A 25911-nucleotide genomic window follows, 5' to 3' on the forward strand; every position below is an offset into this window, starting at 1 on the left:
CTCAAGGAGCGCAAGCACCGCATCGAGGACGCCGTTCGCAACGCGAAGGCGGCCGTCGAGGAGGGCATCGTCCCCGGCGGTGGCGTGGCCCTGCTGCAGGCCGGCGCCAAGGCGTTCGACAAGCTCGAGCTCTTCGGCGACGAGGCCACCGGTGCCGCGATCGTGCGCAAGGCGCTCGAGGAGCCGCTGAAGCAGATCGCGATCAACGCCGGTCTCGAAGGCGGCGTCGTGGTGGAGAAGGTGCGCAACCTCACCCCCGGTGAGGGTCTGAACGCCGCCACCGGCGAGTACGTCAACATGTTCGAGTCGGGCATCATCGACCCGGCCAAGGTGACGCGTTCCGCTCTGCAGAACGCGGCGTCCATCGCGGCGCTGTTCCTCACCACCGAGGCCGTCATCGCCGAGAAGCCCGAGAAGGCTGGAGCTGCCCCCGCAATGCCGGGTGGCGGCGACATGGACTTCTAAGTCCAGACGCTTTCACAAAAAGAGGCGACCCCGAAGTGCCGGGGCCGCCTCTTTTTGCGTTCGCCGAACCTCGTGCGATTGGGCGTCGCTCTCTTTCCCATGCTCCGTGATCTGTAGAAGCCCCTAACTCAGCGGCTTGACCCATCGAGCCCATTGGGGTTGAGGGGCGTAGCCGGCTGACCCCCAGGCGTGGTGGGCCAGGACATTCTCGTGGAGCACCATGGCGTCGGCGCGGAACGCTCCCAATTTCGCGAAGCGCTCCTCCGCCGCGCGGATAAGGACACTCCCGATCCCTGGCGCCGGCGGGCGGGATCCACGGCCAGCCGGTAGAGATGGGCGCGCCAGCCGTCCCAGCCGGCGATCAGGGTGCCGGCCATCTCCCCGTCGATCTCGGCGATGAGGACGGCCTCGGGGTCGCGCTCGATGAGCGCGACCACCTTGGCCGGGTCGTCGTGACGGTCGGTTCCCTCGGCGGCCTTGAGCCAGAAGGCCAGTAACGCGCCGACATCTCCCAGCCGTCCGTTCCGGACGCTGATTCCCGTGGGCTTTTCCATGGGACCGGAAATTAGCAGAGCTGCGCGGGAAGCTCTCTGGCGTGGAGGACGGTCAGAGAGGTGACCGCCCGGGTCAGGACCACGTAGAGGCGGGCCAGACCACGCGGCTCGGCGTCCACGATGTCCGCCGGTTCGACCACGATGACGTGGTCGTACTCCAGTCCCTTGGCCAGGCTCGCCGGGATGACCAGGAGGCGATGGTCATCGACCGTGTCCGGGCTGAGCACCCGGTGGTCCAGGTCGGTCAGGACCTTGGACACGGCGGCGACCGAGGCGTCCGGGACGATGACGCCGATCGAGCCCTCACGGGACAGCGCCTCCCGTACGGCCTGCGCCAGGGACGCGGCGAGGTCGGGCGCGGGCCGTACCGACAGGGAGCCCGAGCCCGGCCGCAGCGACTGGGGAGCGGCCAGGTCCGGGGCGATGGAGGGCAGCAGCCTGGCGGCGAAGTCGAGCACCTCGCGGGGAACGCGGAAGCCGAGGGTGAGCTCGGTGACGGCACCGTCCTCGAAGCCCAGGTGGGTGAGGACCTCCGTCCAGGAGCGGGCGGACCAGGGCGTGGTGCCCTGGGCGAGGTCGCCGAGGACGGTGGCCGATCCGGTACGGCACCGCCGGCCGAGGGCACGCAGCTGCATCGCGGACAGGTCCTGGGCCTCGTCCACGACCAGATGGCCCAGGACGGCGGTCCGCTCGATCAGGTCGCCCAGCTCGTCCATCAGCGCGGCGTCGGCCGCCGACCACTTCGCCGAGCGGAAGGACTTGGCCGGCTTGGCCCACAGGAGCAGGGACTGCTCCGCGGCGGTGAGGTCGTCCTTCGCCGCGGCGGCGAGGAATTCGGGGTCGCTGAGCAACCGGTGAAGCACCTGCTGCGGGGTCAGCTTGGGCCAGACCTGGTCCACGAGCTGTTTGACCGGCTTGGACCTGGCCACCGCGTCCTGCACCCGGTCGTCGGGGGACTCGCCGCGCTGCTCCATCCGGACGAGCACCAGATGGGCCAGTCGCTGGGCGAGCGTGGCCCGGCCCGGTCCGTAACGCGTGGTGCCGCGCAGCGCGGCGACGATCTCGCTGGCCTCGTGGTCGGCCACCCGGTAGCGGTTGATCCCCTTGGTGAACAGCACGCCCTCGGTGGGCTTGAGGACGTGCATCCACAGGGCGCGCCTGAGCACCGGGGCGATCCTGGCGTCACCCTTGATCGTGGCGACCGCGGGGTCCTCGGGAGCGAGGTGGTCGCCCAGGATTCCGGCGACCGTGGTCTGGTCGACCTTGACCTCGCCCAGCGCGGGAAGCACCGAGGAGATATAGGAGAGGAAGGCCCGGTTCGGGCCGACGATCATCACGCCGGATCGGGCGAGCTTCTCACGGTGGGTGAACAGCAGGTAGGCGGCCCGGTGCAGGCCGACCGCGGTCTTCCCGGTGCCGGGCGCACCCTGGACGCACACGGTCTGGCCCAGCCCGGAACGGACGATCTCGTCCTGGTCGGGCTGGATGGTCGCGACGATGTCGCGCATCGGGCCGGAGCGCGGGCGCTCGATCTCCTCGGTGAGGAGCCTGCTCTGCTGGAGGTCGCCGCCCTGGTCGAGCCGCTCGTCCTCGTAGGCGGTCAGGTCGCCGCCGTGATAGCCGAACCGGCGGCGGCGGGCGACGTCCATCGGGTCCGCGGGGCTGGCCTGGTAGAACGCCCGGGAGACCGGAGCCCGCCAGTCGATCACCAGGGGTCGGCTGCGGTCGTCGTGGACGTGCCTGCGCCCGACGTAGATGGTGCCGGGCAGGTCGTCGTCCACGGCACGGTCGAGACGGCCGAAGAACAGGGGCGTGCCGGAGTGGTCGGCGAGCGCCTCCACCCGCTGGTCCAGCAGCGCCTGCAGGATCTGCTGGGAGACCCAGTCGCCGGCGGCGTCGGAGGAAAGGGACCGGGCGTGCTCTCGCATCGCGCGCAGCGCGGCCCTGGAGGTGGCTAGGTGTGCGCGTTCGGTGTCGAGGGTCTCGGACGGATCGCCGGTTATGTCGGGGGCCAATTGATGTGCGGGCACGCGGAAGCGCCTCCCATTCGATAAACGGAGGTGGTGGTCATCGGGCAGCGAATCGACCAGCTTACCGGGGACCTTCGTGACGCTCAAAAGGATTTAACGATGGACTGACGTCCGGCCGAGGCGGGTATCTCAATGGCCATGCGGATCTCCCCGATGATACCGACCGTGGCCAATCTCCTCCTGGCCGCGCTCTGGGGGTTTTCCGTGTTCGCGGGCTGGGGGCTGGAGGCCTTCTGCTCCGAGGACGGCTGCGCGGACAGGATGGACGAGGTGGCCAGAGTGTCGTCCCTGTTCGCGACGGTCGCGGCCTGTTGCACGGCGGGTGCCTGGATCGCCCCGTGCGCCCGCGCGACGAGGGTCGTTTCACCGCCCTCATGGTCGCGGCGGTGGCCGCCTGGGTGATCGCGGAGGGCATTCTCTTCATCGGCGGCCTGATCGTTCGGTAATCGCCGTAACACCCTCAGTCATTCTGCTGTGAAATGACGAAAAAGCCGGGCAAAACTGGTGACTCCGACAGATCATGGGGGTATGTCGCCAGTGGCCTTCTAGGCCTAGCGAGGGGGTGGTTTCTTTGTCGAAAGCCTGCGGTATTTCGTGGACCTGACACAAATTGACGACGTGTTCGCCATGTGAGGTTATTCCCCGGCGAGCACGTCGTCCGCGTCGATGATCTGGTACGCGTACCCCTGCTCGGCCAGGAACCGCTGGCGATGCGCGGCGAAATCCTGGTCCACCGTGTCGCGGCTGACCACCGAGTAGAAGCGGGCCCCGCCACCGTCCGCCTTGGGCCGCAGCACGCGGCCGAGCCGCTGGGCCTCCTCCTGCCGTGACCCGAAGGTCCCCGACACCTGGATGGCCACCGCCGCCTCCGGCAGGTCGATGGAGAAGTTCGCCACCTTGGAGACGACCAGGACCTGGATCTCCTTGTCGCGGAACGCCTGGAAGAGCCGCTCGCGCTCCTTGATCTTCGTCTCGCCCTTGATCACCGGCGCGTTCAGGTGCTCGCCGAGCTCGTCGAGCTGGTCGATGTACTGCCCGATGACCAGCACCTGCTCGTCCGGATGCCGCCGTACCAGGGCCTCGGTCACCCGGGACTTGGACGGCGTGGTCGCGCAGAACCGGTAGCGCTCCTCGGCCTCGGCCATCGCGTAGGCGAGCCGTTCCTCGTCGGTCAGCGTCACCCGGACCTCGACGCAGTCGGCCGGGGCGATCCAGCCCTGGTTCTCCATCTCCTTCCACGGAGCGTCGTAGCGCTTGGGACCGATCAGGGAGAACACGTCGCCCTCCCGGCCGTCCTCGCGCACGAGCGTCGCGGTCAGCCCCACCCGCCGCCGGGCCTGCAGGTCGGCGGTCATCCGGAAGATCGGCGCGGGCAGCAGGTGCACCTCGTCGTAGATGACCAGGCCCCAGTCACGGGCGTCGAACAGCTCCAGATGCCGGTAGGCACCCTGCCTGCGGGTCGTCATCACCTGGTAGGTGGCGATGGTGACGGGCCGGATCTCCTTCTTGGTACCGCTGTACTCGCCGATCTCGTCCTCGGTCAGCGAGGTCCGCTTGAGCAGCTCCTGCCTCCACTGGTGCGCCGAGACCGTGTTGGTCACCAGGATCAGGGTCGTCGACTGGGCCTGTGCCATCGCCGCCGCGCCCACGATCGTCTTGCCCGCGCCACAGGGCAGCACGACCACCCCGGAGCCGCCGTGCCAGAACGCCTCGGCGGCCTCTCGCTGATAGGTGCGCAGCTGCCAGCCGTCCTCGGTGAGAGCGATCGGGTGGGCCTCGCCGTCGACGTATCCGGCCAGGTCCTCGGCGGGCCAGCCCAGCTTGAGGAGGTACTGCTTGATATTGCCGCGTTCGCTCGGATGCACGGCCACGCCGTCGGCGCCCAGCCGCTCGCCCAGCAGCGGCTGGATCTTCTTGGAGCGCAGGACCTCCTCCAGCACGGCCCGGTCGGTGCTGGTCAGGGCGAGCCCGTGGACGGGGTGCTTCTCCAGGCGGAGCCTGCCGTACCGCGCCATGGTCTCGGCGATGTCCACCAGCAGGGCGTGTGGCACGGGGTAGCGGCTGTAGGCGATCAGCGCGTCGACGACCTGCTCGGCGTCGTGCCCGGCGGCCCGTGCGTTCCACAGCGCCAGCGGGGTGATGCGGTAGGTGTGCACGTGCTCGGGCGCGCGTTCCAGCTCGGCGAACGGCGCGATCGCCTTGCGGCACTCTCCGGCCATCTCGTGGTCGACTTCAAGCAACAGGGTTTTGTCGGATTGGACGATCAGTGGTCCGTCAGTCACAGACTGCTCCTTGGTTATGGCCGGCGAACTCATGGTCGCACTCGTACGGGGACTCGCCGGTCTGCCGCGCGTCCTTCGCCCTCCGGCTCCCTTATGCAACAGAGCCGGGCGCCCCAACAGTCCCGAGCGGATGATTCCGGACCGATAACCTCGAATTACGGCAGTCTCGAACCGTGGCAGTCGAGTCTCAGTGGAGTCTCGGGGAAGCCTCAGTAGGACCTCAGTAGGAGTCGAAGGCTCCGTTGAGGCCGGCGATGATGAAGGTGGCGACACCCAGGACGATCAGCACGATGTTGATGCCGATGCTGATCCAGGTCCATCTGAGCAGTTTCCTGGCGCCCCTGACGTCGCGGTCGACCTTCCCGAGCGCCAGGCCGGACAGGATGGCTCCGGCGATGCCGCCGAGGCTCACGTAGCAACTCAGGGCGAACACGAGGCTGATGACCAGCGCGACGATCGCGTGGGTTCTGGTGCCGTCGCTGCCCGGCTGCGGCCCGGGACCGTACCCCTGGGCGTACGGCGGCGGATACTGCCCGTAGGGCGGCTGCTGACCGTAACCCTGGCCCTGGCCATAGGACTGACCCTGGGGCTGTCCGTATCCCTGGCCTGGGCCGTAGTCCTGGCCAGGAGTCTGACCGTAGCCCTGGCCTGAGCCGTAGTCCTGGCCCTGGGGCTGTCCGTAGCCCTGGCCCGGGTTCTGGGCGTGGGTCTGGTCCTGGCCGTAGCCCGGCTGATGGCCGGGCCGGCCGTATTCGGGCTGGGGCTCCTGCTGAGGCGGCTCGTAACCGTAAGGCTCGCCGTAGCCGGGAGTCTGGCCGGGGCCTGTGCTGTACGGGCTCTTCCAGTCATCCGGGTTCGTGCTGGGACCTTCGGGGTGACCGCTGCTCACTGTGGATCGTCTCGCTTCTATCGAACTCCGAACATCAACGCGATCACGATATGGGCATGCGCCGTATGTCGCCGAACAATGCTCTCGTCGTGTTCGCGATCGTCCTCCCTCAGTCCGAGGCTATCCGGTGAGACGGGCGCGCAGTGCCTTGCGATCGAGCTTCAACACGCTGGTGACCGGAATGGAGTCGGTGAAATAGATCTCGCGAGGGTATTTCACCCGGCCGACCCGGGCACGGGTCCAGTCGATGAGATCCTCGGCCGTGGCCCTGCCATCCGGACGGAGCTGGACGAAGGCCACGACCTCCTCGCCGTGGATCGGGTCGGGACGGCCGATCACGCCCGACATCAGCACGTCCCGGTGCTCGTTCAGCACGTCCTCGACGTCTCGGGGGAAGACGTTGAACCCGCTCCGGATGATCAGATCTTTTTTACGGTCCACGATGTGCAGGTAGCCGTCGTCGTCCACGCAGCCGATGTCGCCGGTGCGGAGCTCGCCGTCCACCAGCGCGGTGCCGCCGGGAGCGGCTTCGGGGGCGCCCCAGTAGCCCCTCATGAGCGCGTCGCCCCGGACGCAGACCTCGCCCACCTCGCCGATCTCCATCTCCTCGCCCTCGTCGTCGCGGACGGTGATCGTGTAACCGGGCAGGGGCAGCCCGACGCTGCCCACCTTCCTGCGGCCAGGCGGGTTGAAGGTGGTGACCGCGCTGGTCTCGGTCAGGCCGTACCCCTCGAGGATCTGCACGCCGGGCACCCGCCGCTCGAACTCCCTGAGCACCTCCCGGCCCAGCGGCGCCGCCCCGCAGGTCAGGTAGGCCAGGTCGGGAAGTTGGACGCTCTCGAGCGGCTCGGCCAGCAGCCTCTGCAACATGGCGGGGACCACCGCGCCGTACTGGACCCTGTGCTCGGCGGCCAGGCGCAGGAACAGCCCGGCGTCGAACCAGCGCATCAGCACGACCTGCGGAGGCTCGACGGCGTGCATGCCCGCGATCGTGATGATCAGGCCGTAGGCGTGCGAGAGCGGCACCGGCATGATCGCCCGGGTGACGCCCGGCCGGTGGGACATCTCCTGCGCGGCCTTCGAGACGTGCCAGAGCCCGCCGTGGGTCAGCATGACGCCCTTGGCCCGGCCGGTCGTGCCGCCGGTGTACATCAGCGCCGCGAGGTCGGTCGGGTCGCGCCTCACCGCGCCGGTCTCCGCGGCCTCCTCCAGCTGGGCGAACGGCGTCGTACCCGGCGGGGCGTCGCCGACCACGATCACCGGGACCTCCTCGGCGGCGGCTTGCACGGTGCCCAGCAGTTCGGGCGAGGTCACCACCGCGACGGCCCCGCTGTCGACGAGGATGTGCCGCAGCTCCTCCACCCCGACCAGGAACACCACCGGTGTCACCACGGCTCCGGCCGCCCAGAGCGCCTGGTAGGTGATCGACACCTCCGGGCAGGTGGCCATCATGACCACCACCCGGTCGCCGGGCACGATCTCCCGGGCGCCGAACCCACCGGTGACCCGCCGGGCCCGTTCGGCGAGTGCGGCTGCGCGGTGCCAGGTCCCCTCGTAGTACAACGCCTCGAAGTCGCCGAACCTGCTCCAGGACTCCTCAGCGAGCCGGCCCAGTGTTTGGTCAGCACTCATGACCTTCAAACTGGGCCGTACGGGCTGGGCAGTCAAGGCCTCTTCGGGGTCGGGCGAGGTTCAGACGATGTCGGCGATGCCGGTGATGCGGTGCAGGGCGAAGCGGTGCACCGCCGCCCGCGTCTCGTCGTAGGCGGTGAGGTAGCCGCCCTCCATCCGGGCGGGTTCGAGGATCCGGCTGGTGGCGTTGCCCTGGGAGTCGAGGTAGCCGATCCAGACCTGGGAGCCCTGCCGGATGGCGTCGCGCAGGGCGGAGATCGTGGCGGTCGTGGGGGAGCGCGGGACCTGGCCGTCGGGAACGTCCAGGGGAACGCGACGGGCCTGGTGAGCGGCGTCCCCGGCGCGCACGGCACGGATGGCGGCCGCCACCACGTCGGCCTCCAGGCCGTTGAACGTGGCCGAGGAGCGGACGAGGGGCGGGCCCTCGGTCCTGCGGACGTCGATCTGGGTGATGATCACATCGCCGTCCAGGGACTCCGCGGCCGGCGCGTAGCCCATCGCGCGTAACGAGTCGATCAGGGCCGGCCTGGAGGACTTGGAGGCGATCACGGTGGGGGCGAGCCGCCGCAGCCGCAGCGGCATCGAGCGCTTGTCGGCCATCACCTCGTCCAGCAGCGAGGAGTCGTCGCACCGGACGTAGGCGCTCGCCGTACCGATGCGCATGCGGCCGTGGCGGCGGGCCACGTCGGTGACCAGGTAGCTGAGCGGTTGCGGGACGGGCGTGGTCGAATGGCGCTCCAGCAGGGCCAGTATCTCGTCGGCGCCCTGCCCGGCGTCCAGCGCCCGCCGGATCGACCGCTCGTCGAACCGGTAGACCGTCGCGCCGCCGGTGGACTCCACCTCGGCGGACAGTGCCAGCCATCGCCTCAGCTCGCTGGTGAGCGGCCCCGGCGCGACGGCGGTCAGATCGGCCTGGAGGAACACGTGGTCGAGGGGCTCGGGCAGCAGCGGAGCCAGCAACTCGCCGGGGGATCCGACGCGGCTCCCACCCGGAAGCCCGGGGAGCCCGGGAAGCAGGGCGCGGCCGTGCCCCACGAGCATGCCGAGGCCGGTGACCCCGATCTGCTCGGCCTCGCGCACCGTGAACTCCACCAGTTGGTCGCGATGGGCGCCGCGGCGGCGGGGCTGCTCCCAGGCCAGACGCTCGCGCACCGAGTCGAGGGTGGGAGCCATGCCGGGCTCCGCGGCGGCGAGCATGCCGAGGGTGGTGGCCCGGACCTCGGCGGCGGCGGAGCGGCGCAGGTCGGGGTGGAGGGCATTGAGCAGCCGGTCGCGCTCGTCGCGCTCGCCGATCACTCCCGGCACGCGGTCCATGGTGAGCCAGGTCATGGCCAGCATCACCCAGCGGTCTTCGGTGCCCTTCATCCGCCAGGCGTCATAAACGGGGGTGGGCAGCCAGTCGCCGTCCACCGCCCCGCTCGCCGCCACCAGCCCGGCCGCGTGCGCCACCTCGATGATCAGCCCCGCCACCCATTCGGGCAGGTCGAGCAGGGCCGCGATCCTCTTGAGGTCGCGCACGGCCAGGCCGCCGCTGCGGAGCACGCCGGGCGGGTCGGCGCTCCAGCGCTCGCACAGCTCCTCCACCGCGCGGGTGAACGTGAACGCCTGCCCGGCGGCCGTGCGGTCGGCGAGTTTCCGGTCGCGCCTGGCGCCGTCCATCGCGGGAGGGACGGGGGAGAGGTCCTGGTGAATCCGGCCGTCGCGAAGGAAAAGGCCGACCTCGCGGGGCAGTACGACGGTCTCCTCACCGGTGGCGCCCAGCAGCGCGCGGGAGAGAAGCTGCTCGATCGGCGACTGGGCGGTGGTGGCCCGCACCTCGCGGCGCGCGTTGGGCACCCGGCCGCTGGCCGGGCCCCAGGCCAGCTCGTTGAGCGCGGACCGTGCCTGTGGCGAGACGTCCTCGATCAGCCGGCCGACGATTTTCTGGTCGCCCAGCAGGTCGGCGAGGGCCTCTTTCGTGTCGCTCCTGGTGTCGCTCTTGGCGTCGCCGCCCTCACCTGCGATGTCCTCGATCAGCTCGGCCAGCCGCTCCGCGTGGTAGTGCCGGAACACCTCCACGGCCGGGGGGCCGAGGCCCGCGGGCCCGTCAAGGACCTCCCGCACTCCGGGTGCCGGGGCCAGGGCGTTGTCCGGCCCGTAGACCAGGGCCAGAGTCCGCAGCCGCTCGACCGTCTCCTTGAGCGTGCTCCGGAAGACCGGATCGGCCGCGCCCGGCAGCGCTCGGGCCATCTGGGCCCGCAGCGATCCGTAGGAGATCGGCGAGGGGAGCACGGTCAGCGTCTCCACGACCGAGAGCGTGAACCGGTCGAGCCGGTCGAGCACCCGGCCGACCGCGGACGGGCTGCTCGCCCGCCCCGCCAGGCCTTCGAGGTGCGCGGGGACGGGGGTGACGAGCTCGGGGCGCACGGCGGCGAGAGCCCGCAACTGTTCGTCGCTCCGGCTGCGCAGCCACTCGGTGAACTCCGTGCTCATTTCGTCAATGGTAAGAGGCCTTACCGACAAAGCGTGGCACGGGTAAAGTTTGTGATCATGTGAGCGGCCGTGAATGGGGGAAATAGGCCACGGGCGAGGGCATCGGCGAGAGAGGATGGCAGCGTGATCGAGCGTGTCGACCAGCTTGTCCTGGAGTACGTCAGCAGGGCGGCTGATGCCGCCCACGGCGTGCTGCCCCCGAAGCAGCGGATCGATTTTGTCGGAAGGCTGCGTAAGCGGATCGACGCCGAGCGAATGGGGATGGACAGCCCGGCGGCCGTCGAGAAGATTCTGGCCCAGTTCGGCGATCCCGTGGTGCTGGTGCGGCGCGAGGTGCACCGTCTGAACAGTGAGACGAGCCTGGGGGGCCTGGCGGAGACGCTGGAGGAGGCCGAGCGCCCCACCGGTGTCATCGTCCCGGCCCCGGCGTCGGGCCTTCACGATTCCTCCGAGCCGCTCTCCGGCCGTTCGGTCCCCGGGGATTCCGCGGCGCCGGATTCCGCGATGGCAGGCTCCGCGTTCTCGGAGCCGGTTCCGCCCGGGGAAGACGACCTCGGGTCGCCGGGTTCGGGGCGATCGGATATGACGATTTTCGGGGCCTCGACGCCGGACCGGTCGGGAGAAGCCGGTTTCGAATGGGCGGACTCCCGGGAACCGGGTGCCCCCAGGCGCTCGCATCCTTACGGGGACGTGCCGGGTGGCTCTGTCCCCCCGCCTCGCGACTCCGGGACCGGCGCCTCGGAATCCTCGGCCGCGCAAGAGGCCGCTTCCACGGACGCTCACGAGGCCGCGCACGGGGCCGCTTCCGCGGACGTTCCCGAGCCGAGGGGTCGGCCACGGTCCTCGTCGATCGCACCCGGGGGAGACGAACCGGACGACCCCGCGCCCGAGCGCGTCGAGGCGGACGACCCGCCGACCGAGGAGATTCCGCCCGCGCGAGGCGCCGGGGCACAGCCGGAGGCCGAGCCGGGGCCGGCACCGGGATCAGAGCGGGAACCGCTGTCGAGAGCGGAAACGGGGTCGGGATCGGGCCCGGGACCAGAGCTGGGATCAGCCTCGGGATCAGAGCCGGGACCAGAGCTGACATCGGGGCGGGAACCACCGTCGGGATCGGGGCAGGGAGCGAAACCCGGGCCGGGATCGGGAGAGGGAGGTGCGGCGGGGGACGAGAGGCCCCGGGCCGTGATACCGCCCGGAGTGGCCAAGGCCCGACGGGAGGCCGAGGAGCTTCTGGCCAGGAGGCAGGCCAGAAAGCGGCCCAGCCTGCTCCGCCGTCCGAGCCGTGCGCCCCGATCGAGGGAGGACGTCGTCGCCGGGGAGAGCGACGTCAGGACGGTCCTGCTCGGCCACCGGCGCGAGGTGATCGGGATGGCCCTTCTCGGCCTGGCCGGGCTGCTCGTCCCCTTCCCCTTCGCCCCAATCGCGATCTTTCGGATTCCCGTGCTGGTCTGGGCGGTCGCCGTACTGGTCGTGACGGTCTGCGAGGCCTGGGAGGGCGCTGACAAGGTGCGCGGGGCCGCCGCACCGATCCTGAGCTACACCATCGGCGGCTGCCTGGTCGCGCTCATCCGATCCAGGAACGACCTCAGCCTGGTGGTGGACCAGTTCTTCGAGATCAGCGGGCTCATGTTCATGCTGGGAAGCGCGGCGGGTGTCTTCTGGCTGGCCTACCGCCTGTTCAACCCGGTCACCCCGGTCGGCAGGCGTAACAGGTGACTCAGGTCGTCTCGGGAGCGGACGCGACGGGTGACTCGGCCGATCGTTTCGGGAGGGAAGGTAGGGCGGGTGGCTCAGCCGGGTGTCTCGCAGGATAAACGCGGCAGATGACTCAGCCGATCGCCTGGACGGCGGGCCGGGGCAGCAGACCGAGCGCGAGGCGCACCCAGGAGGCGACGAAACGGTCGCGTTCCGCGCGCCCGGGGGGCTCGCCCACCGTCTCCTGGAAGAGCTGGTAGTGGACCACCGCGCCACCGAGCACGGCGCCGATCGCGGGCCAGTCCACGTCGGCCTCGGCATACTCGGGCTGAGCCAGGAACCACGTGGTGATCGCGTCGAACATGGGCTGCAGCAGCCCCTCGCGCACGATCGCCACCAGCTCGGGGAACTGGCTCAGGTCGCGGAAGAAGACGCGCGTCAGCTCGCTCTCCTCGCGGGCCTTGGCCAGCCCGGCCTTGCACAGGTGGGCCAGGCGCGCTTCGACGTCCATCGACATGTCGACGCTGCTCATCTCGGCCAGGGTTTCGACGATCTGCGTCCGGGTCCGGGCGGCGTGTTCGTTCATCGCCGCCGCCAGCACCTCATACTTGGACTTGAAGTGCCGGTAGAGTCCGCCCGCGCCCGGCGACAGCCCGGACGCGGCCTCGATCTCGGCCACGGAGGTTGCCGAATAACCCCGTTCGGCGAACAGGCGCAGGGCTTCGTCGATGATCCGCTCGCGCGTCGATCTGGTCATTTCTCTGCCTATACCTCCACCATGACCATATCCAGTGCCGAACTCCACAGGTCGCAGCACGCCGGGCATGGCGCGTTCGCGCGTTTCACGGGGCACGATGGGAGCGTCCAGCGCTTCACCGGGTATGCCGGGAACGGCCCGGCGGCCCACGGCACGCCACGAACGGTCCAGCGGTCCACGGGCACGTCGCGAAGGATTCACCGGCAGGCCTCAGGAGATTCACCGGGCGGCCTTACGAACGCGTCGTACCGATCATGAGATGGTCCTCCCGCACCTCGACACGGCATCCCCCCTTCCGTCAAGTGAATCCTTTCTCGAAAGGGTTACGTGGCAGGTGGCGTTACGTGCGGTGAGATTGGCTCCGACCTGGGAGATTTAGCATTCTTTGAGGACTTCTCAGAGAATGTCCTCCGACGTTGATAAGGAGCGGTGAGTGATCTGATGAACTCGGTGGGGTTCGACCTTGATATGACGCTCGCGGACACGCGCGTCGGCATCGCCGCCGTCTACGACGCGTTGTCGCGGCACATGGGTGTGTTCATCGACAGTGCCGCCGTGGTGGCCAGACTGGGGCCGCCGCTGGAGTGGGAGCTGGCCAACTGGCTGCCTCCCGAGGAGATCCCCGGGGCCGCCACCGTCTTCAGGTCGCTGTATCCCTCGATCGCCGTCCCGGTCACCAGCCTCATGCCCGGCGCGCGTGAGGCGGTGGAGGCCGTACGGCGCGGCGGCGGCAGGATCGTCGTGGTGACGGGGAAGAACGCCCGTGACGCGGCCAGCACGGTCGAATTCCTCGGCTTGGACGTGGACGAGGTCGCCGGCTCGGTCTTCGGGGCGGCGAAGGGTCCGGCCCTCGCGAGTTTCGGCGCCACGGCCTATGTGGGAGATCACGTCGCCGACATCGAGGCGGCGCGGGCGGGGGGCGTCGTCAGCGTGGCGGTGGCGACGGGTCTCTATCCGGCGGGAGAGCTGCGTGATCACGGAGCGGATGTCGTGCTGGACGATCTGACCGAGTTCACCGAATGGTTCGATGGTTGGCGAACTCCGGCCTCACTCGTGTAATTAGAGGCTGATTAGACGGTCGCCCTCCGCGTCCGCTGGGCATAACCTACATCCATTCCTTTTCACGACAGTCTGAACGAGGTCACCCCTGTGCCGAGTGGCAAAGTCAAGTGGTACGACGCCGACAAGGGTTTCGGCTTCCTCACCCGCGACGACGGCGGTGAGGTCTTCGTGCATTCTTCCGCGCTGCCCAATGGTGTGGACTCCCTCAAGCCAGGCCAGAAGGTCGAGTTCGGTGTGGCCGAGGGGCGTCGCGGCCAGCAGGCGCTCTCGGTCCGGGTAATCGAGCAGCCCCCCACGCTCGCCAAGGCCGCGAAGCCGAAGGGCAAGCGCAAGAAGCCCGATGAGATGGTCGTCATCGTGGAAGACCTGATCAAGCTCCTGGACGCGGTCTCCACGTCGTATCAGAAGAACAAACACCCCGAACCCGTGCATGCCAAGCAGATCGCCGCTGTACTCCGGGCCGTGGCCGACGACCTGGACGACTAACCCCTTCCCGGTGGCTCCGCGTAATTTCCGGTAAAACCTTCGGGGTTTTCTGGGGTTTTCCCAGGAGGGTTTTCCACGGGCCCGTTTCCGCCTCTTCAGGGAGGCTCACACGGGCCCGTTTCCGTTTTCCGGAGGGGTTCGCCGCGGGCCCGTAGAACTCCCGGGTTCCGGCGGGCCCACTTCCGTGCGGCCCTTCCCAAGGCCCGGCTTCCGCGTAGCCCTTTCCCCGGGATCAGCCGTGGGGGTTGGTCAACGGTCTGGTCCGCTTCTCCGCGGGGGGATCGTCCCGCCGCACGATCGCGGTGGTCGTGCCGGCGGGCTCGGGTCTGATCCACTCCTCCGAGTGCCGCTCCCCGCCGGCGGAGGACGGGGCGTCGGGGGCGTCGGGGGCGCGATCGGCCCTGGCGGCCTTCACCTTGGCGTCCCTCGCGTCGCTCCGCCTGCGCCGCCGTGCCAGCAACCAGCCGAGTGAGCCCGCCAGCACCGTGGCCATCACCGCGAGCCCGGTCCGCCCGCCGGCGAACAGCGACAGCAACAGCCCGACCAGGCCGCCGAGCACCCACGCGATCTGCAGGAACGCCTCCACCACCCCGAACGTGGACGAACGCACCTCCTCGCCGATCTCGCGCTGCACGATCGCGTCCAGCGCGAGCTTGCCCAGTCCCTGGGCGAACGCGGCCACCAGCGCGACGGCCACCGCGGTCCAGAGATTGAACATGATCGCCGCCACCACCGTGACCACGGTGGTCAGCGCGAGCGTGGCCAGCACGATGACCTGGGGAGAGTGGTTGCGCACCCAGGAGGCCACGGCCGCTCCGGCCAGACCGCCCGCTCCGGCGGCCACGGCCAGCACGCCGATCGTGACCGGGGGGGCGAGTCCGGGGAGGTTCTTGTCCTGGACGAGGAAGAGCAGGTAGAAGAGCAGGAAACCGGAGTGGAGACGGATGGCCACGTTGGCCCTCATCGCCGCGGCGACCACCGGGCCCACGTTCAGCAGCGTGCGCCAGCGGGGTGGCCGCTTCTCGCCCTCGTCGTCCAGCTCCTCCAGATCGGGGGAGTCGACGTGACGTGGAAGCCGTACGGCCAGCACACCCTGGAGCAGGAAGAGCACCGTCGCCCCGCGCAGCACCCACTCGGCGCCGAGCCAGGTGCTGGCGCCCGCGCCGATCGGGATCGCGACACCGGCCGCGACCAGTGCGAACAGGGCCACCCTCGCGTTGGCGGTGACCAGCGCGATGTCGGCGGGCAGCACGCTCGGCATGATCGCCGCTCGGGAGACGTTGTAGGCCTTGGACAGCACCAGCACGGCCAGCGCCGCGGGGAAGATGGTGAACACGTCGGCGGGGACGATCGCCGCCGCCATGGCGAAGCAGAGCAGTCCTCGACCGAACAGGGTCCCCGCCATCACGAAGCGCCGGCCGGAGCGGAACCGGTCGAGAACCGGCCCGACGAACGGCGCGACCACCACGAAGGGGATCATCGTGATCAGCAGATAGATCGCGACCTGGCCCCGGGCCTCGTTCACCGGGAGTTTGAACAGCGTCCCGGCCAGGGCCGCGGTGACCAGCGCGTCGCCCGCGCTGTGCGCGGCGGTCAGCTCGATCAGCTGCCCCAGGCCCGTACGGCCCGCGCCCTGGGCGTAGGTCATCCTCCTCGCGGCCTTGCCGACCCGCTGCGTCCCGCTCGCCGCGCCACGCCCCGCGCGCAGGGTGGCCCGGCCCGTGCTCTTCCCCGCGCTCACGGTCGCCCGCCCCGCTCCGGCGGCCGTGCGACCGGCCCGGCGGGAGGCCTCACCAATCGTCTTTCGCGCCCGTTCCCACCCAGCTGCCACGTATCAAGTCATACCCGAATGACGGGTGAGTTGGCGGGTGCGATAGACAACTACTCGCTTGATCGGCATCCGGCGGTGCCGTTCGCTCCAGGCATAGGTGAGAATGAACTGTGAGTGAGCGCAGCGAGCGAGCCAGTAGGGACAGCAGCCGCCGGGCTGCCAGGCTGACGGGAGACGATTCGTGAACCGCACTCGATCCCGCGCCGTGGTCCCGGACCAGGCATGCGTCGCCGCCGTCGACTTGGCCCGTTTCGCGATTGAAGAGAATGTCAGGCCCGATGAGGTGGGCGAGCATCTCGGCGTCGAGGGTGAGGGTGACCGTATCGTCACCCACTACTTCGCCAGCCTGGACCGCGCCTATCTGGGGTGGCGCTGGGCCGTCACCGTCGCCAGGGCCTCCCGGGCGCGCAATGTGACGGTCAGCGAGGTCGTGCTCCTGCCCGGCCCGGGTGCGCTGCTGCCGCCCCAGTGGGTGCCGTGGAGTGAGCGGCTGCGCCCCGGTGATCTCGGGGTGGGCGATCTGCTGCCCACCTCCGACGACGATGATCGGCTCGCGCCCGGCTTCACCGAGGTCGACGACGACGTCGACCATCAAATGATCTTCGAGTACGGTCTCGGCCGCGCGCGGGTGCTCTCCCCGATCGGCCGTGACCGCGCCGTGCGGCGCTGGCACTCCGGTGAGTCCGGCCCGCACACCCCGCTCGCACACGCCGCTCCCGCCCAGTGCTCCACCTGTGGCTTCTACTGGCCGCTGGCCGGCGCGCTGCGCACCGGCTTCGGCGTCTGCGCGAACGAGTACGCGCCCGACGACGGCAGGGTGGTCGCCGCCGACCACGGCTGCGGCGCGCATTCCGAGGCCGCCGTACTGCCACACCAGGTCGAGCCGACCTCGCCGATCCTCGACGATCTGACCTATGACACCACCGAGGACCCCTCGGAGGCAGGCCTGGCCGGTTCCGTGGACGTCAACGGCTCCGAGCCGCTGGGGCACTCCTGATCCGACCCTGTTTCCGCAGCTCACCGGATAACTTCTGATCCGACGCTGTTTCCGCAGGCCGCCGGGTCGCCTCTGGCCCGGCCGTCTGCCGTGCGAGGTGACCTGCGGGGCCCCCGACCTATGGGACTCATCGCTGTGACTGACATCTTCGACACCGAACGACTGCGCTCCGCCGTACTCGCCGCCTGGACGGCCTCGCCCGCGCGCTTCCGTGAGGACGCCAACGCCGAGGAGGACTTCGCGCTCGGCGGCTACCGCGACCGGCTGATCGTCGAGCTCGCCCAGAACGCCGCCGACGCCGCTCTCCGCGCCGGGGTTCCCGGACGGCTCCGCCTGTCGCTGCGCGAGGGGGTGCTGTCGGCCGCCAACACCGGCGCCCCGCTGGACTCGGCCGGGATCGAGGGACTGTCCACGCTGCGGGTCTCCGCCAAGCGGGACGATGTCGGCGCGGTCGGCCGGTTCGGCGTCGGTTTCGCGGCCGTGGTGTCGGTCTGCGATGAGCCGGTGATCGGTTCGCTCGGCTCCGGGGTCGTCCGCTGGTCCCGTGACCAGACCGCCGCGCTGGTGGCCGCCGAGCCCGCGCTGGCCAAGGAGCTCGCCGAGCGCGGGGGGCACGTGCCGCTGCTGCGCCTGCCGTTCCCCTCCGGTCCGGTCGAGATCCCCGCGGGGTTCGACACGCTCGTACGGCTGCCGCTGCGTGACGGCGCGGCCGAGGACGCCGTCCGGCGGATGCTGCGGGAGACCAGTCCCGCGCTGCTGCTCGGCCTGCCCGCCCTGGAGTCGATCGAGATCGACGTGGACGGCGAGGTGCGGACCGTCACGCCGGACGGCTGGCAGGTGGTCGCGGCCTCCGGGCAGTTCACCCCGGAGCAGGCGGCCGAGCTGTTCGCCGACCGCCCGACCGAGGAAAGGTCCCGGCCGTACTGGATGGTCCGCTGGGCCGTACCCGTCGCCGGATCCGCGAGCGACGTCTCGGACGGCCCGACGACCGGTTCGCCCACCGGTTCGCAGCCTGGTTCGCCCGCTGGTTCGCAGGCCGGTCCGTTCGGCGGTCGTCCTCAGGGCGATCTTCAGGGCGGTCCGCTCGGCGGCCCTCAGGGCGGGGAGCCCCGGCCTCTGCCCGCGCAGGTGCCGCCGGTGGTGCACGCGCCCACGCCGAGCGACGAGCCGCTGGACCTGCCCGCGTTGCTGATCGCCTCGTTCCCGATGGCCACCGACCGCCGGCACGTGGCCAAGGGCCCGCTGACGGACTTCCTGGTCGAGCGCGCCGCCGACGCCTATCTCGAACTGCTCGCCGGGCTGCCTCGCACGCCCAAGCTGCTCGACCTCGTCCCCGGCCTGATGGGCAAGGGCGAGCTCGACGCGCAGATCCGCCGGGCGATCCTGCGCAGGCTCCCCGACGCGCCGCTGCTCCCCGTGCTCTCCCCGCCCATCGACGGTGAGGGCCAGGGTGTGCCCGGACGAGCCTCCGTGCCCGCCGACGGTGAGGGCCTGGTCGTGCCCGGACGGCGAGCCTCCGTGGTCGTGGCCTCGGGTGAGCTGCTGGAGAAGATCGCCCCCATGGTCCCCGGCCTGCTGCCCGCCGGATGGCCGTCCAGGCACCCCGCGATCAACGCGCTCGGCGTCAAGCGGGTGCAGCTCACCGACGTCGTGGACATGCTCTCCGGCGACGCCGTCAAGGACAGGGATCCGGCCTGGTGGCGGTCGCTGTACGAGGTGCTGCCCGCCGACGACCCCGAGTCCCTCGGAGCGTTGCCGGTCCCGCTCGCCGACGGCCGTCTGGTCCGGGGACCGCGTGGCACGCTGCTGCTGATCGACGGCTCGGCGCTGGACCCGGCCGTGCTCGCTCCGCTCGGGCTGCGCGTGGTCCACCCGGACGCAGCCCACCCGCTCCTGCTCCGGCTCGGCGCGGGTGAGGCGACTCCCCGGACGGTCCTGGAGGACTCGCTGACCCGCTCCGCCGTCTCGGAGTCCATGAACAGCGACGACGCCGGACCGGTGGCCCAGGCGGTGCTCGCGCTGGTGGACGCCGCGGGGCTGACCGCGGGCGAGGAGCCCTGGCTGGCCGACCTGGCGCTGCGCGGCGCGGACGGCGAGCTGTACCCGGCGGGCGAGCTGCTCCTCGCCGAGGGAGCGCTGGCCGGGCTGCTGGACCCGGAGACGCACTTCGGCACGGCGGCGCCCGAGCTGGTGGAACGGTACGGCTCGCGAGTGCTGGCCGCGGCCGGAGTGCTCGACGGCTTCGCCGTGGTGAACGACACCGACGTCATGATCGACCCGGATGACTGCGACCACGACCTGGATCGCGAGGACGAGTGGCTGGAGGCCGTTCTCGACCTGATGCCCGAGATGGACGTTCCGCCGGTCGCCAGGGAGTTCTCCGCGATCCGGGACCTCGAGTACGTCGCGAACTGGCCCGACGCCCTCGCCCTCCTGTCGCGCCCGCCGCTCCGCTCGGTCCTGCATCCGCTGCGGGTCCTCGTGGCGGGTGAGGTCGTGGAGGTGCCCTCCTACACCGCGTGGTGGCTCTCCACCCACCCGGTGCTCGGCGAAAGGCGTCCCACCGAGCTGCGGCTCCCGACCGCCGACCCGCTGCTGTTCGGCCTGTACGGCGACGCTCCGGCCGGAATCGACGAGGCCGCGCTGGCGATGATCGGCGTACGGACCACGCTGACCGACCTGCTCGCCTCGCACGGCGGTCCCGACGAGCTGATCGACCTGCTGGGCGACCCCTCCGTGGAGGTGGACCGGGCCCAGCTCCGCGCTCTGTGGGTGGCTCTCGCCGCCGTCGACCCCGCCCGGGTCGCGCCCCCGCGCGCGGTCCGCGCCATCCTCGGCGGCGAGATCGTCGTCGCCGACGCGGAGGACGGGCGCTCGCTCTCCGTCGAGGGAGAGGGCAGGGACGAGCCGGGTGAGCCGGTCGTGGTCGAGGCGCCGGACCTGCTTCCGCTGGTCGCGGGCCGGCCGTTGATCCTGGCCCCCTTCGACCTGGCCGAGGCCCTGTCGGAACTGCTGGACCTGCCGTTGGCCGGGGAGGAGGCGGCCGGTGAGGTGACCTCCTCGGGCGAGGTCCGTGAGGTTCCGCCCGCCGTACGGTCACTGCTGCCGACCGCGCCCGCGACCTACACGGAGCACGACAGGCTGCTCGTGGACGGCGTCCCCGCCGCCTGGCGGTTCTTCGAGGGCATGGTGCACGCCACGGGGGTGGAGGGGCTGGCCCGCGGGCTCGCCTGGGCGTCGGGTCAGTGGGGAGACCGGCTCGCGGTCGCGGCGCTGCTGCGCGACCCCGAGGCGGTGCCGCTGCTGCTCGCCGAGGCGGACCTGGACAGCTGGACCGCGTCGACCAACTAGCCCCGTCGGCCCGCGCGCATGCGCCGCGGCCCCGCTCCGGCGCATGCGCCTTCCCGCGTATGCGTCGTACGCGGTCCTGGTCGGGCGCATGCGTCTCTTCCCGCATGTCTTCTCGCATGCGCCCTGGTCAGCGCATGCGCGGGGACCACGTGATCGTCCGAGGGGGAGCGCACGCCTCGAACGCGGTCCGGGGGAACCGGCGGCGGGGAGGGACGATCATAAGATCGCGGTCGTGGGCTTGATCGGCTCGTCGGTGGAGGGCGGTGGGCCCCGGCGGTCGCGGCGCCGTACGAACCAGAGGCCGAACAGCCCGCCGCATATGCCCGCCACGCAGGTCCAGATCCACCAGCGGTGCTCGGGGTCCGGCTGCATGATCAGAAGAACGATCAGGGCGATCGCCCACAGGACGGTGCCCGAGAGGATCGCGATCGTGTCGTTGGTCTTCAACGGCTGCAGATCCGGACGGCGAGGCTGGTTCACATCATTCAGCCTAGGTGACGCCGTCTCACTACCCGCAAAGCGGAGTCTGTGAAGGCGCGAATCGATCTCGAAAGCGTCACCATCGTGACCCGGGCCTTCCGATAGGGGACCCTCGCTGTCACTCTGCGTGCGTGAGTGACACTAAAACCCCCTCAATAAGCGGACTTGACCGTTTTTTTCACATCTCTGATCGTGGCTCGTCGGTAGGCCGTGAGGTCCGCGGTGGGCTCGTCACGTTCTTCACGATGGCCTACATCGTCGTGCTCAACCCTCTGATCATCGCGACCGTCAAGGACGTGGACGGCCAGTTCATCGGCGACGGCCTCGTGCCCAACGTGCCGCTGGTCGCCGCCGGTACGGCCCTCGTGGCCGGTCTGCTGAGCATCCTGATGGGGGTCATCGGCAAGGTCCCCTTCGCTATGGCCGCGGGCCTCGGCCTGAACGCCTTCGTCACCTACGGCATCGCCTCGCAGATGTCGTGGGAGTCGGCCATGGGACTGGTGTTCCTGGAAGGCGTGATCATCGCCCTCCTGGTGCTGACCGGATTTCGCACGGCGGTGTTCAACGCCATCCCGCCCCAGCTCAAGACCGCGATCAGCGTCGGCATAGGCCTGTTCATCGCCCTGATCGGCTTCGTGGACGCCGGTTTCGTCCGCCGCGTGGCGGTCGGCCCGCCGCTGGAGCTCGGAATCCGCGGCAACCTGACCAGCTGGCCGATCTTCGTGTTCGTGGTGGGCCTGCTGCTGATGATCCTGCTGGTGGCGAGGCAGGTGAAGGGTGCCATCCTGATCGGCATCGTCACCACCACCGTCCTCGCGATCGTCGTGGAGGCCATCGCCAAGGTCGGTCCCGCGACGGTGCCCGGCAAGGAGCCGAACCCGGCGGGCTGGCAACTCGTCGATCCCAAGGCACCCGCGAATATTTTCGGGTTCGAGAATCCCCTGGTCCTGTTCAGGGAGTTCGACCCGTTCGGCGCCTTCAGTTCCATCTCGGTCATCCTGGTCGTGCTGCTCGTTTTCACCCTCCTGCTCACCGACTTCTTCGACACGATGGGCACGATCGTGGGCGTCGGACGTCAGGCCGAGCTGATCAAGGAGGACGGCACCCTGCCCAGGACCCGTGAGATCCTCCTGGTCGACTCCATCGGCGCGGCGGTCGGCGGGGCCGGCTCGGTCTCCTCCAACACGACCTACATCGAGTCGGCCGCGGGCGTCGGCGAGGGCGCGCGCACGGGCCTGGCCAGCGTCGTCACCGGCGTGCTGTTCCTGCTGGCCATCTTCGTCTCGCCGCTGGTCGACGTCGTCCCCTACGAGGCCGCCGCGCCCGCACTCGTCATGGTCGGCTTCCTGATGATGACCGCGATCCGCGACATCGACTTCACCGACTACGAGATCGCGATCCCGGCCTTCCTCACGATCGTGCTCATGCCGTTCAGCTACTCGATCGCCACCGGCATCGGTGCGGGCTTCATCACCTTCGTGCTGATCAAGGTCGTCAAGGGCAAGGCCCGCGAGGTCCACACGCTCATGTGGGTGGTCGCCGCCCTGTTCGTCGTCTACTTCGCCCTGGGCCCGATCAAGCTCCTGCTCAACCTAGGCTGAGAACCGAGCCGAAGGTCGTCGTGGCGGTCCATACGGGTGATCGCCACGACGGGCGTCGACCACTGCCGGGTCGAGGGTGTTCGCTCAGCATTCGCCCGAGATCCTTTAGGGCGTATTTGAGAGGTGATGTTCGCCGATCAGGGCTTTGCGGGACGGCTCTAGAAGCGGGGTGGTGACACGTCCCCGGGGCCCAGGAAGACGCCTCGCATCTCGCTCAGCCAGTCCTCGATCGGGCGAGCGTCCTCACCGGTCGTCTGGCGCACCTCGTCGGTCACCGTGTCGCAACCGCCGTTCCGGATCCATTCGAACAGCTCGATTACTCCGTCCGCCTGCCACGCGGGCAGGCCGTCCGCCAGCATCGTCTCCCGCGCCCGGTCCGGCGGCACGTCTTCGTAGCCGACTTGTCGCGCGAATACGGCGGATATCCGGTCGGCCACGTCCGTGTAGCTCAACGCCTCGGGGCCGGTGAGGACGTGGATGCCGTCCTGCTCGCCGATGCCGGTGAGCGCGCGGGCGGCGACCGCGGCCACGTCGCCGGCGGCGACGAAGCCGATCCGCCCGTCTCCTGCCGGGGCGAAGATCGTGCCCTGGTTTCGGATGGTGTCGGCCGACGACAGGAGGTTCTCCATGAAGGAATTCGGGGCGAGATAGGTGACCGGCAGGCCCGTGGCGTCCAGATGTGCCGCGATCAGCCGGTGGTTGCGCATGAAGCGCACCTCGCAGTCCGGCTCCTGGAACCCGTCCACGGCGACCTTCACGACGTGCGGGCCGTGGCCGGCGGCGACGAGCGCGTCGACGAAGGACACCTCAAGCTCGGCCTGTCCCTCGTGAACGGGGGAGAGCAGGAAGACACGTTCGAATGTCTGCAGCACCTCAGCCGGTGGTGGTGCGTCGAGGGTTGCCACGACATGCCCCACTCCCGTCGGAAGGTCCTCCGCCTTCGCCTCCACGCGCACCATCGCCGTAGCCGACGCCTGTGCGTCAGCCAACTGCTCCAGCAGGCGGAATCCCACCCGGCCAGTTGCCCCAGTCACCAGAATCATGGGTCGTACCCACCCCCGCACGGCTGTGACGCCGCCTTTTCCGTGGCCCGCACACGAGCCCCACCACCACACGAGCCTTCCCGCCGTCACGGTCGGTCACTCGGTAATGACGGATCGAATTCGTTGTCAGCGGCTCCGACGGGTCGGTCATATGCGGCAGGGAACGGACGAGATCATCGTCGTTCGTCGTCTGCTTCGCCCTCGGCCGGTCAAGCTCCTCCTCAACCTCTGAGAACGAGGTACGGCCGCCACGGCGGACCGTGAGAGACGATCACCATGGCGGCCGGCTCTTGGCCGAGTAGCCGAGGGTCTCTTACCCGAGGGCTTAGACCATCGCGGAGAGGCCGCCGTCGACGGTGAAGACGGCTCCGCTCGTGTAGCCGGAGCGGTCGGAGGCGAGGAAAACAATCAGATCAGCGATCTCGCGTGGAGTCGCCGGTCGGCCGAGCGGATACTGGGAGGTCAGTTCTGAGTATCGGCCTTCGTCTCCGAACCGGCTGTGCGCGCGGCTTTTCAGAAAATTAAGAATTCGATCTGTCGCCACAGGACCGGGATTGACGCCGACGACGCGGATGCCGTCTTCCAGGCTCCGACCTCCCAGTGCCCTGGTGAAGGCCATCAGGGCGGCGTTTCCGGTGCTGCCGGTAATGTATTTGCTGTCTACTCGCTCGCCGGCGTTGCCGATGTTATTGACGATCACGCCGCGTTGCCGAGACTTCATCCTTGCATAGACCAGCCGGGTGAGGTTGATATAGCCGAAGACCTTGAGCTCCCAGGCATGCCGCCAGGTTTCTTCGTCAACCATTTCGATCGTGCCGCCCGGGATGTCACCGGCATTGTTGACCAGGATATCTATGTCGGAGACGGCGCCGGCGAGGGCGGTCAGATCCTCCTGCTGCCGTAGATCAACGGGATGGGTGCGCACGTCGACGCCGTATACGGTGCGGAGGCGACCGGCGAGACTTTCCAATGCGGACACGTTGCGGGCGGCCAGGTGAAGGGCGCAGCCCTCCTCCGCCAGCACCTCGGCCGTTGCCGCGCCGATGCCCCGTGAAGCGCCGGTGACAAGCGCGCTCCTGCCACGCAGATTCAGATCCATTGCATTCCCCCGAGAAAAATTCCACCGAATATGATGCGCGGTGAAATATGCAAACCTCGCGGCGTCGCATGACATGGTTTATGGAATTCATTGTGAAGATAATTGAATGTTCAGTGACGCGGAGATCGCATTCCTGGCGCCGCACATGACCCGTTTCGCGGCGTGACGTCATCGGCGCGACTCGTTACGCGGCCTGCAACGACTGCGTGTGGCGAAACGCGCCGGATCCCGTCATTCGGCGAGCAGCATGCCGAACGCGATGGCGAAAGAAAAGGGGGCGAAGGCGTCCGCGGAGCGGGCTTCGACGAGTGTACCTTCCCAGGTGTTGAGAAGGACGAGAGGCCTTCGTCTCGGGGGGCGCTCCTCGAAATAAGGGCCCAGGAGGCGAGAGGCGAAGGTGGTTGTGCCCGGATGGAGTCGCCCGTCTCGATGAGATCCCGCTTCGGGACGGCGATCAGGTTGTCACCGCCTCTGACGGATCCGCCACCATCGTGTCGGCGTGCCGGTGTGCGGAGACGTCACCAGGGCAGGGACTGCGCGGCGAGGGTGGCGGTGCGCCGCAGTTCGGCGTTTGTCGCTCCGCTCGCAGCTCGGACCGCGATCCCGTACATGACGGTCGTGACGTAGGCCGCGAGGTCGGCCGGGTCGACCTCGGGCGGCAGATCGCCCTCCGACCGCGCGCGCTCGAACCGTCCCTGGATGTCGGCCTGAGCGGCCGAGCGCCAGTCCGAGAGCAGGTATCGGATCCGGTCGCTCTCCACGCTCGCGGCCAGCGCGCCCTGTACGCCCATGCACCCTTGGGGGCAGCCCTCGCGGGTCGTGGCGTCCGCGGCCCCGAGCATCAGGCGCTCGGCCACCCCTCGGGCGGTGGGTTCTTTGAACGCCTCCTGCACGTACGAGGTGACCGTGGCGGTGTAGCGGTCGAGTGCCTTGCGAAACAGTGCTTCCTTGTTGCCGAACGCGGCGTACAGGCTCGGGCGGTTGATGCCCAGGGTCTCGGCGAGGTCGGAGATCGCCGTGCCTTCGTAGCCCTGGCGCCAGAAGATCTGGACTGCCTGGTCAAGTGCCGTGTCGATGTCGAACTCGCGTGGCCTGCCGCTCACCGTGGTCACCACCTTTATTTACTCGTCGTTACATTACCCCTTCGACGAGACGTTCCGGCAAGTCCTCTCCACGGGCTCGCGC

The 25911-nt window shown here is 69.5% G+C and carries 19 protein-coding genes; 7 read left to right on the forward strand and 12 right to left on the reverse strand.

Annotated elements, in window-relative coordinates:
• Window positions 1-465, forward strand: a 465-nt coding sequence (locus CHC08_RS36080; protein WP_275937230.1) for a TCP-1/cpn60 chaperonin family protein, incomplete at its 5' end; no start/stop codon positions are given.
• 128 nt (window positions 466-593) lie between these two features.
• Here CHC08_RS36080 and CHC08_RS36085 read toward each other — a convergent pair.
• The 6 genes from CHC08_RS36085 to CHC08_RS36115 form a co-directional block, all read right to left on the reverse strand.
• Entirely contained in the window at window positions 594-1019 is a 426-nt protein-coding gene (locus CHC08_RS36085) for a GNAT family N-acetyltransferase (RefSeq protein ID WP_218825653.1), read from the reverse strand.
• Between the two features lie 11 nt (window positions 1020-1030).
• Window positions 1031-3049 (reverse strand): HelD family protein, encoded by a 2019-nt coding sequence (locus CHC08_RS36090; protein WP_089211877.1) that lies wholly within the window; start codon window positions 3047-3049, stop codon window positions 1031-1033.
• Between the two features lie 635 nt (window positions 3050-3684).
• The gene (locus tag CHC08_RS36100; protein WP_089211879.1) at window positions 3685-5364 is read right to left on the reverse strand and encodes a DNA repair helicase XPB; all 1680 of its coding nucleotides are present in this window, start codon (window positions 5362-5364) and stop codon (window positions 3685-3687) included.
• Between the two features lie 187 nt (window positions 5365-5551).
• Window positions 5552-6220, reverse strand: a complete 669-nt coding sequence (locus tag CHC08_RS49970) for an EI24 domain-containing protein (protein ID WP_179282407.1) — start codon at window positions 6218-6220, stop codon at window positions 5552-5554.
• Between the two features lie 120 nt (window positions 6221-6340).
• On the reverse strand, window positions 6341-7852 hold the full coding sequence (locus tag CHC08_RS36110) for an AMP-binding protein (RefSeq protein ID WP_089211880.1): 1512 nt from the start codon (window positions 7850-7852) through the stop codon (window positions 6341-6343).
• Between the two features lie 60 nt (window positions 7853-7912).
• Complete coding sequence (locus CHC08_RS36115; RefSeq protein WP_089211881.1) at window positions 7913-10324, reverse strand: helicase-associated domain-containing protein; 2412 nt, start codon at window positions 10322-10324, stop codon at window positions 7913-7915.
• Window positions 10325-10447: 123 nt separating this feature from the next.
• On the opposite strand from CHC08_RS36115, the gene CHC08_RS36120 reads away from it, so the two are divergent.
• Window positions 10448-12040 (forward strand): hypothetical protein, encoded by a 1593-nt coding sequence (locus CHC08_RS36120; protein WP_089211882.1) that lies wholly within the window; start codon window positions 10448-10450, stop codon window positions 12038-12040.
• Between the two features lie 112 nt (window positions 12041-12152).
• On the opposite strand, the gene CHC08_RS36125 is transcribed toward CHC08_RS36120, so the two are convergent.
• On the reverse strand, window positions 12153-12776 hold the full coding sequence (locus CHC08_RS36125) for a TetR/AcrR family transcriptional regulator (RefSeq protein WP_089211883.1): 624 nt from the start codon (window positions 12774-12776) through the stop codon (window positions 12153-12155).
• Window positions 12777-13205: 429 nt separating this feature from the next.
• Between CHC08_RS36125 and CHC08_RS36130 the strand changes: the two genes are divergently transcribed.
• Both CHC08_RS36130 and CHC08_RS36135 read left to right on the forward strand, forming a co-directional pair.
• Window positions 13206-13835 carry an HAD family hydrolase gene (locus CHC08_RS36130; protein ID WP_245878774.1) on the forward strand — a complete coding sequence of 210 codons (630 nt, stop codon included), beginning with the start codon at window positions 13206-13208 and terminating at the stop codon, window positions 13833-13835.
• 90 nt (window positions 13836-13925) lie between these two features.
• Window positions 13926-14324 carry a cold-shock protein gene (locus CHC08_RS36135; RefSeq protein WP_089211885.1) on the forward strand — a complete coding sequence of 133 codons (399 nt, stop codon included), beginning with the start codon at window positions 13926-13928 and terminating at the stop codon, window positions 14322-14324.
• A 232-nt stretch (window positions 14325-14556) separates the two neighbouring features.
• Here the strand turns inward: CHC08_RS36135 and CHC08_RS36140 are convergent, their stop codons facing one another.
• Window positions 14557-16155 carry an MFS transporter gene (locus CHC08_RS36140; protein WP_245878775.1) on the reverse strand — a complete coding sequence of 533 codons (1599 nt, stop codon included), beginning with the start codon at window positions 16153-16155 and terminating at the stop codon, window positions 14557-14559.
• Between the two features lie 181 nt (window positions 16156-16336).
• Here CHC08_RS36140 and CHC08_RS36145 point away from each other — a divergent pair, with 181 nt between their 5' ends.
• Window positions 16337-17152: a DUF3027 domain-containing protein gene (locus CHC08_RS36145; protein ID WP_089211887.1), complete on the forward strand. Its 816-nt coding sequence runs from the start codon at window positions 16337-16339 to the stop codon at window positions 17150-17152.
• Between the two features lie 120 nt (window positions 17153-17272).
• Window positions 17273-20503, forward strand: coding sequence for a sacsin N-terminal ATP-binding-like domain-containing protein (locus CHC08_RS36150; protein WP_420823599.1), 3231 nt, complete (start codon window positions 17273-17275; stop codon window positions 20501-20503).
• 216 nt (window positions 20504-20719) lie between these two features.
• On the opposite strand, the gene CHC08_RS36155 is transcribed toward CHC08_RS36150, so the two are convergent.
• Window positions 20720-20983, reverse strand: a complete 264-nt coding sequence (locus tag CHC08_RS36155; RefSeq protein WP_179282408.1) for a DUF2530 domain-containing protein — start codon at window positions 20981-20983, stop codon at window positions 20720-20722.
• A 131-nt stretch (window positions 20984-21114) separates the two neighbouring features.
• Here CHC08_RS36155 and CHC08_RS36160 point away from each other — a divergent pair, with 131 nt between their 5' ends.
• A complete protein-coding gene (locus CHC08_RS36160) occupies window positions 21115-22584 on the forward strand; it encodes an NCS2 family permease (RefSeq protein ID WP_089211889.1) in 1470 nt (489 codons plus the stop codon).
• Window positions 22585-22742: 158 nt separating this feature from the next.
• Here the strand turns inward: CHC08_RS36160 and CHC08_RS36165 are convergent, their stop codons facing one another.
• The 3 genes from CHC08_RS36165 to CHC08_RS36175 form a co-directional block, all read right to left on the reverse strand.
• On the reverse strand, window positions 22743-23618 hold the full coding sequence (locus CHC08_RS36165) for an NmrA family NAD(P)-binding protein (RefSeq protein WP_179282409.1): 876 nt from the start codon (window positions 23616-23618) through the stop codon (window positions 22743-22745).
• A 334-nt stretch (window positions 23619-23952) separates the two neighbouring features.
• The gene (locus CHC08_RS36170; RefSeq protein ID WP_089211891.1) at window positions 23953-24726 is read right to left on the reverse strand and encodes an SDR family oxidoreductase; all 774 of its coding nucleotides are present in this window, start codon (window positions 24724-24726) and stop codon (window positions 23953-23955) included.
• A gap of 518 nt (window positions 24727-25244) precedes the next feature.
• On the reverse strand, window positions 25245-25829 hold the full coding sequence (locus CHC08_RS36175) for a TetR/AcrR family transcriptional regulator (protein ID WP_089211925.1): 585 nt from the start codon (window positions 25827-25829) through the stop codon (window positions 25245-25247).
• Window positions 25830-25911: the final 82 nt, after the last annotated feature.

This window comes from Streptosporangium subroseum (genome assembly GCF_900188345.1).
Classification (GTDB): Bacteria; Actinomycetota; Actinomycetes; order Streptosporangiales; family Streptosporangiaceae; genus Streptosporangium; species Streptosporangium subroseum.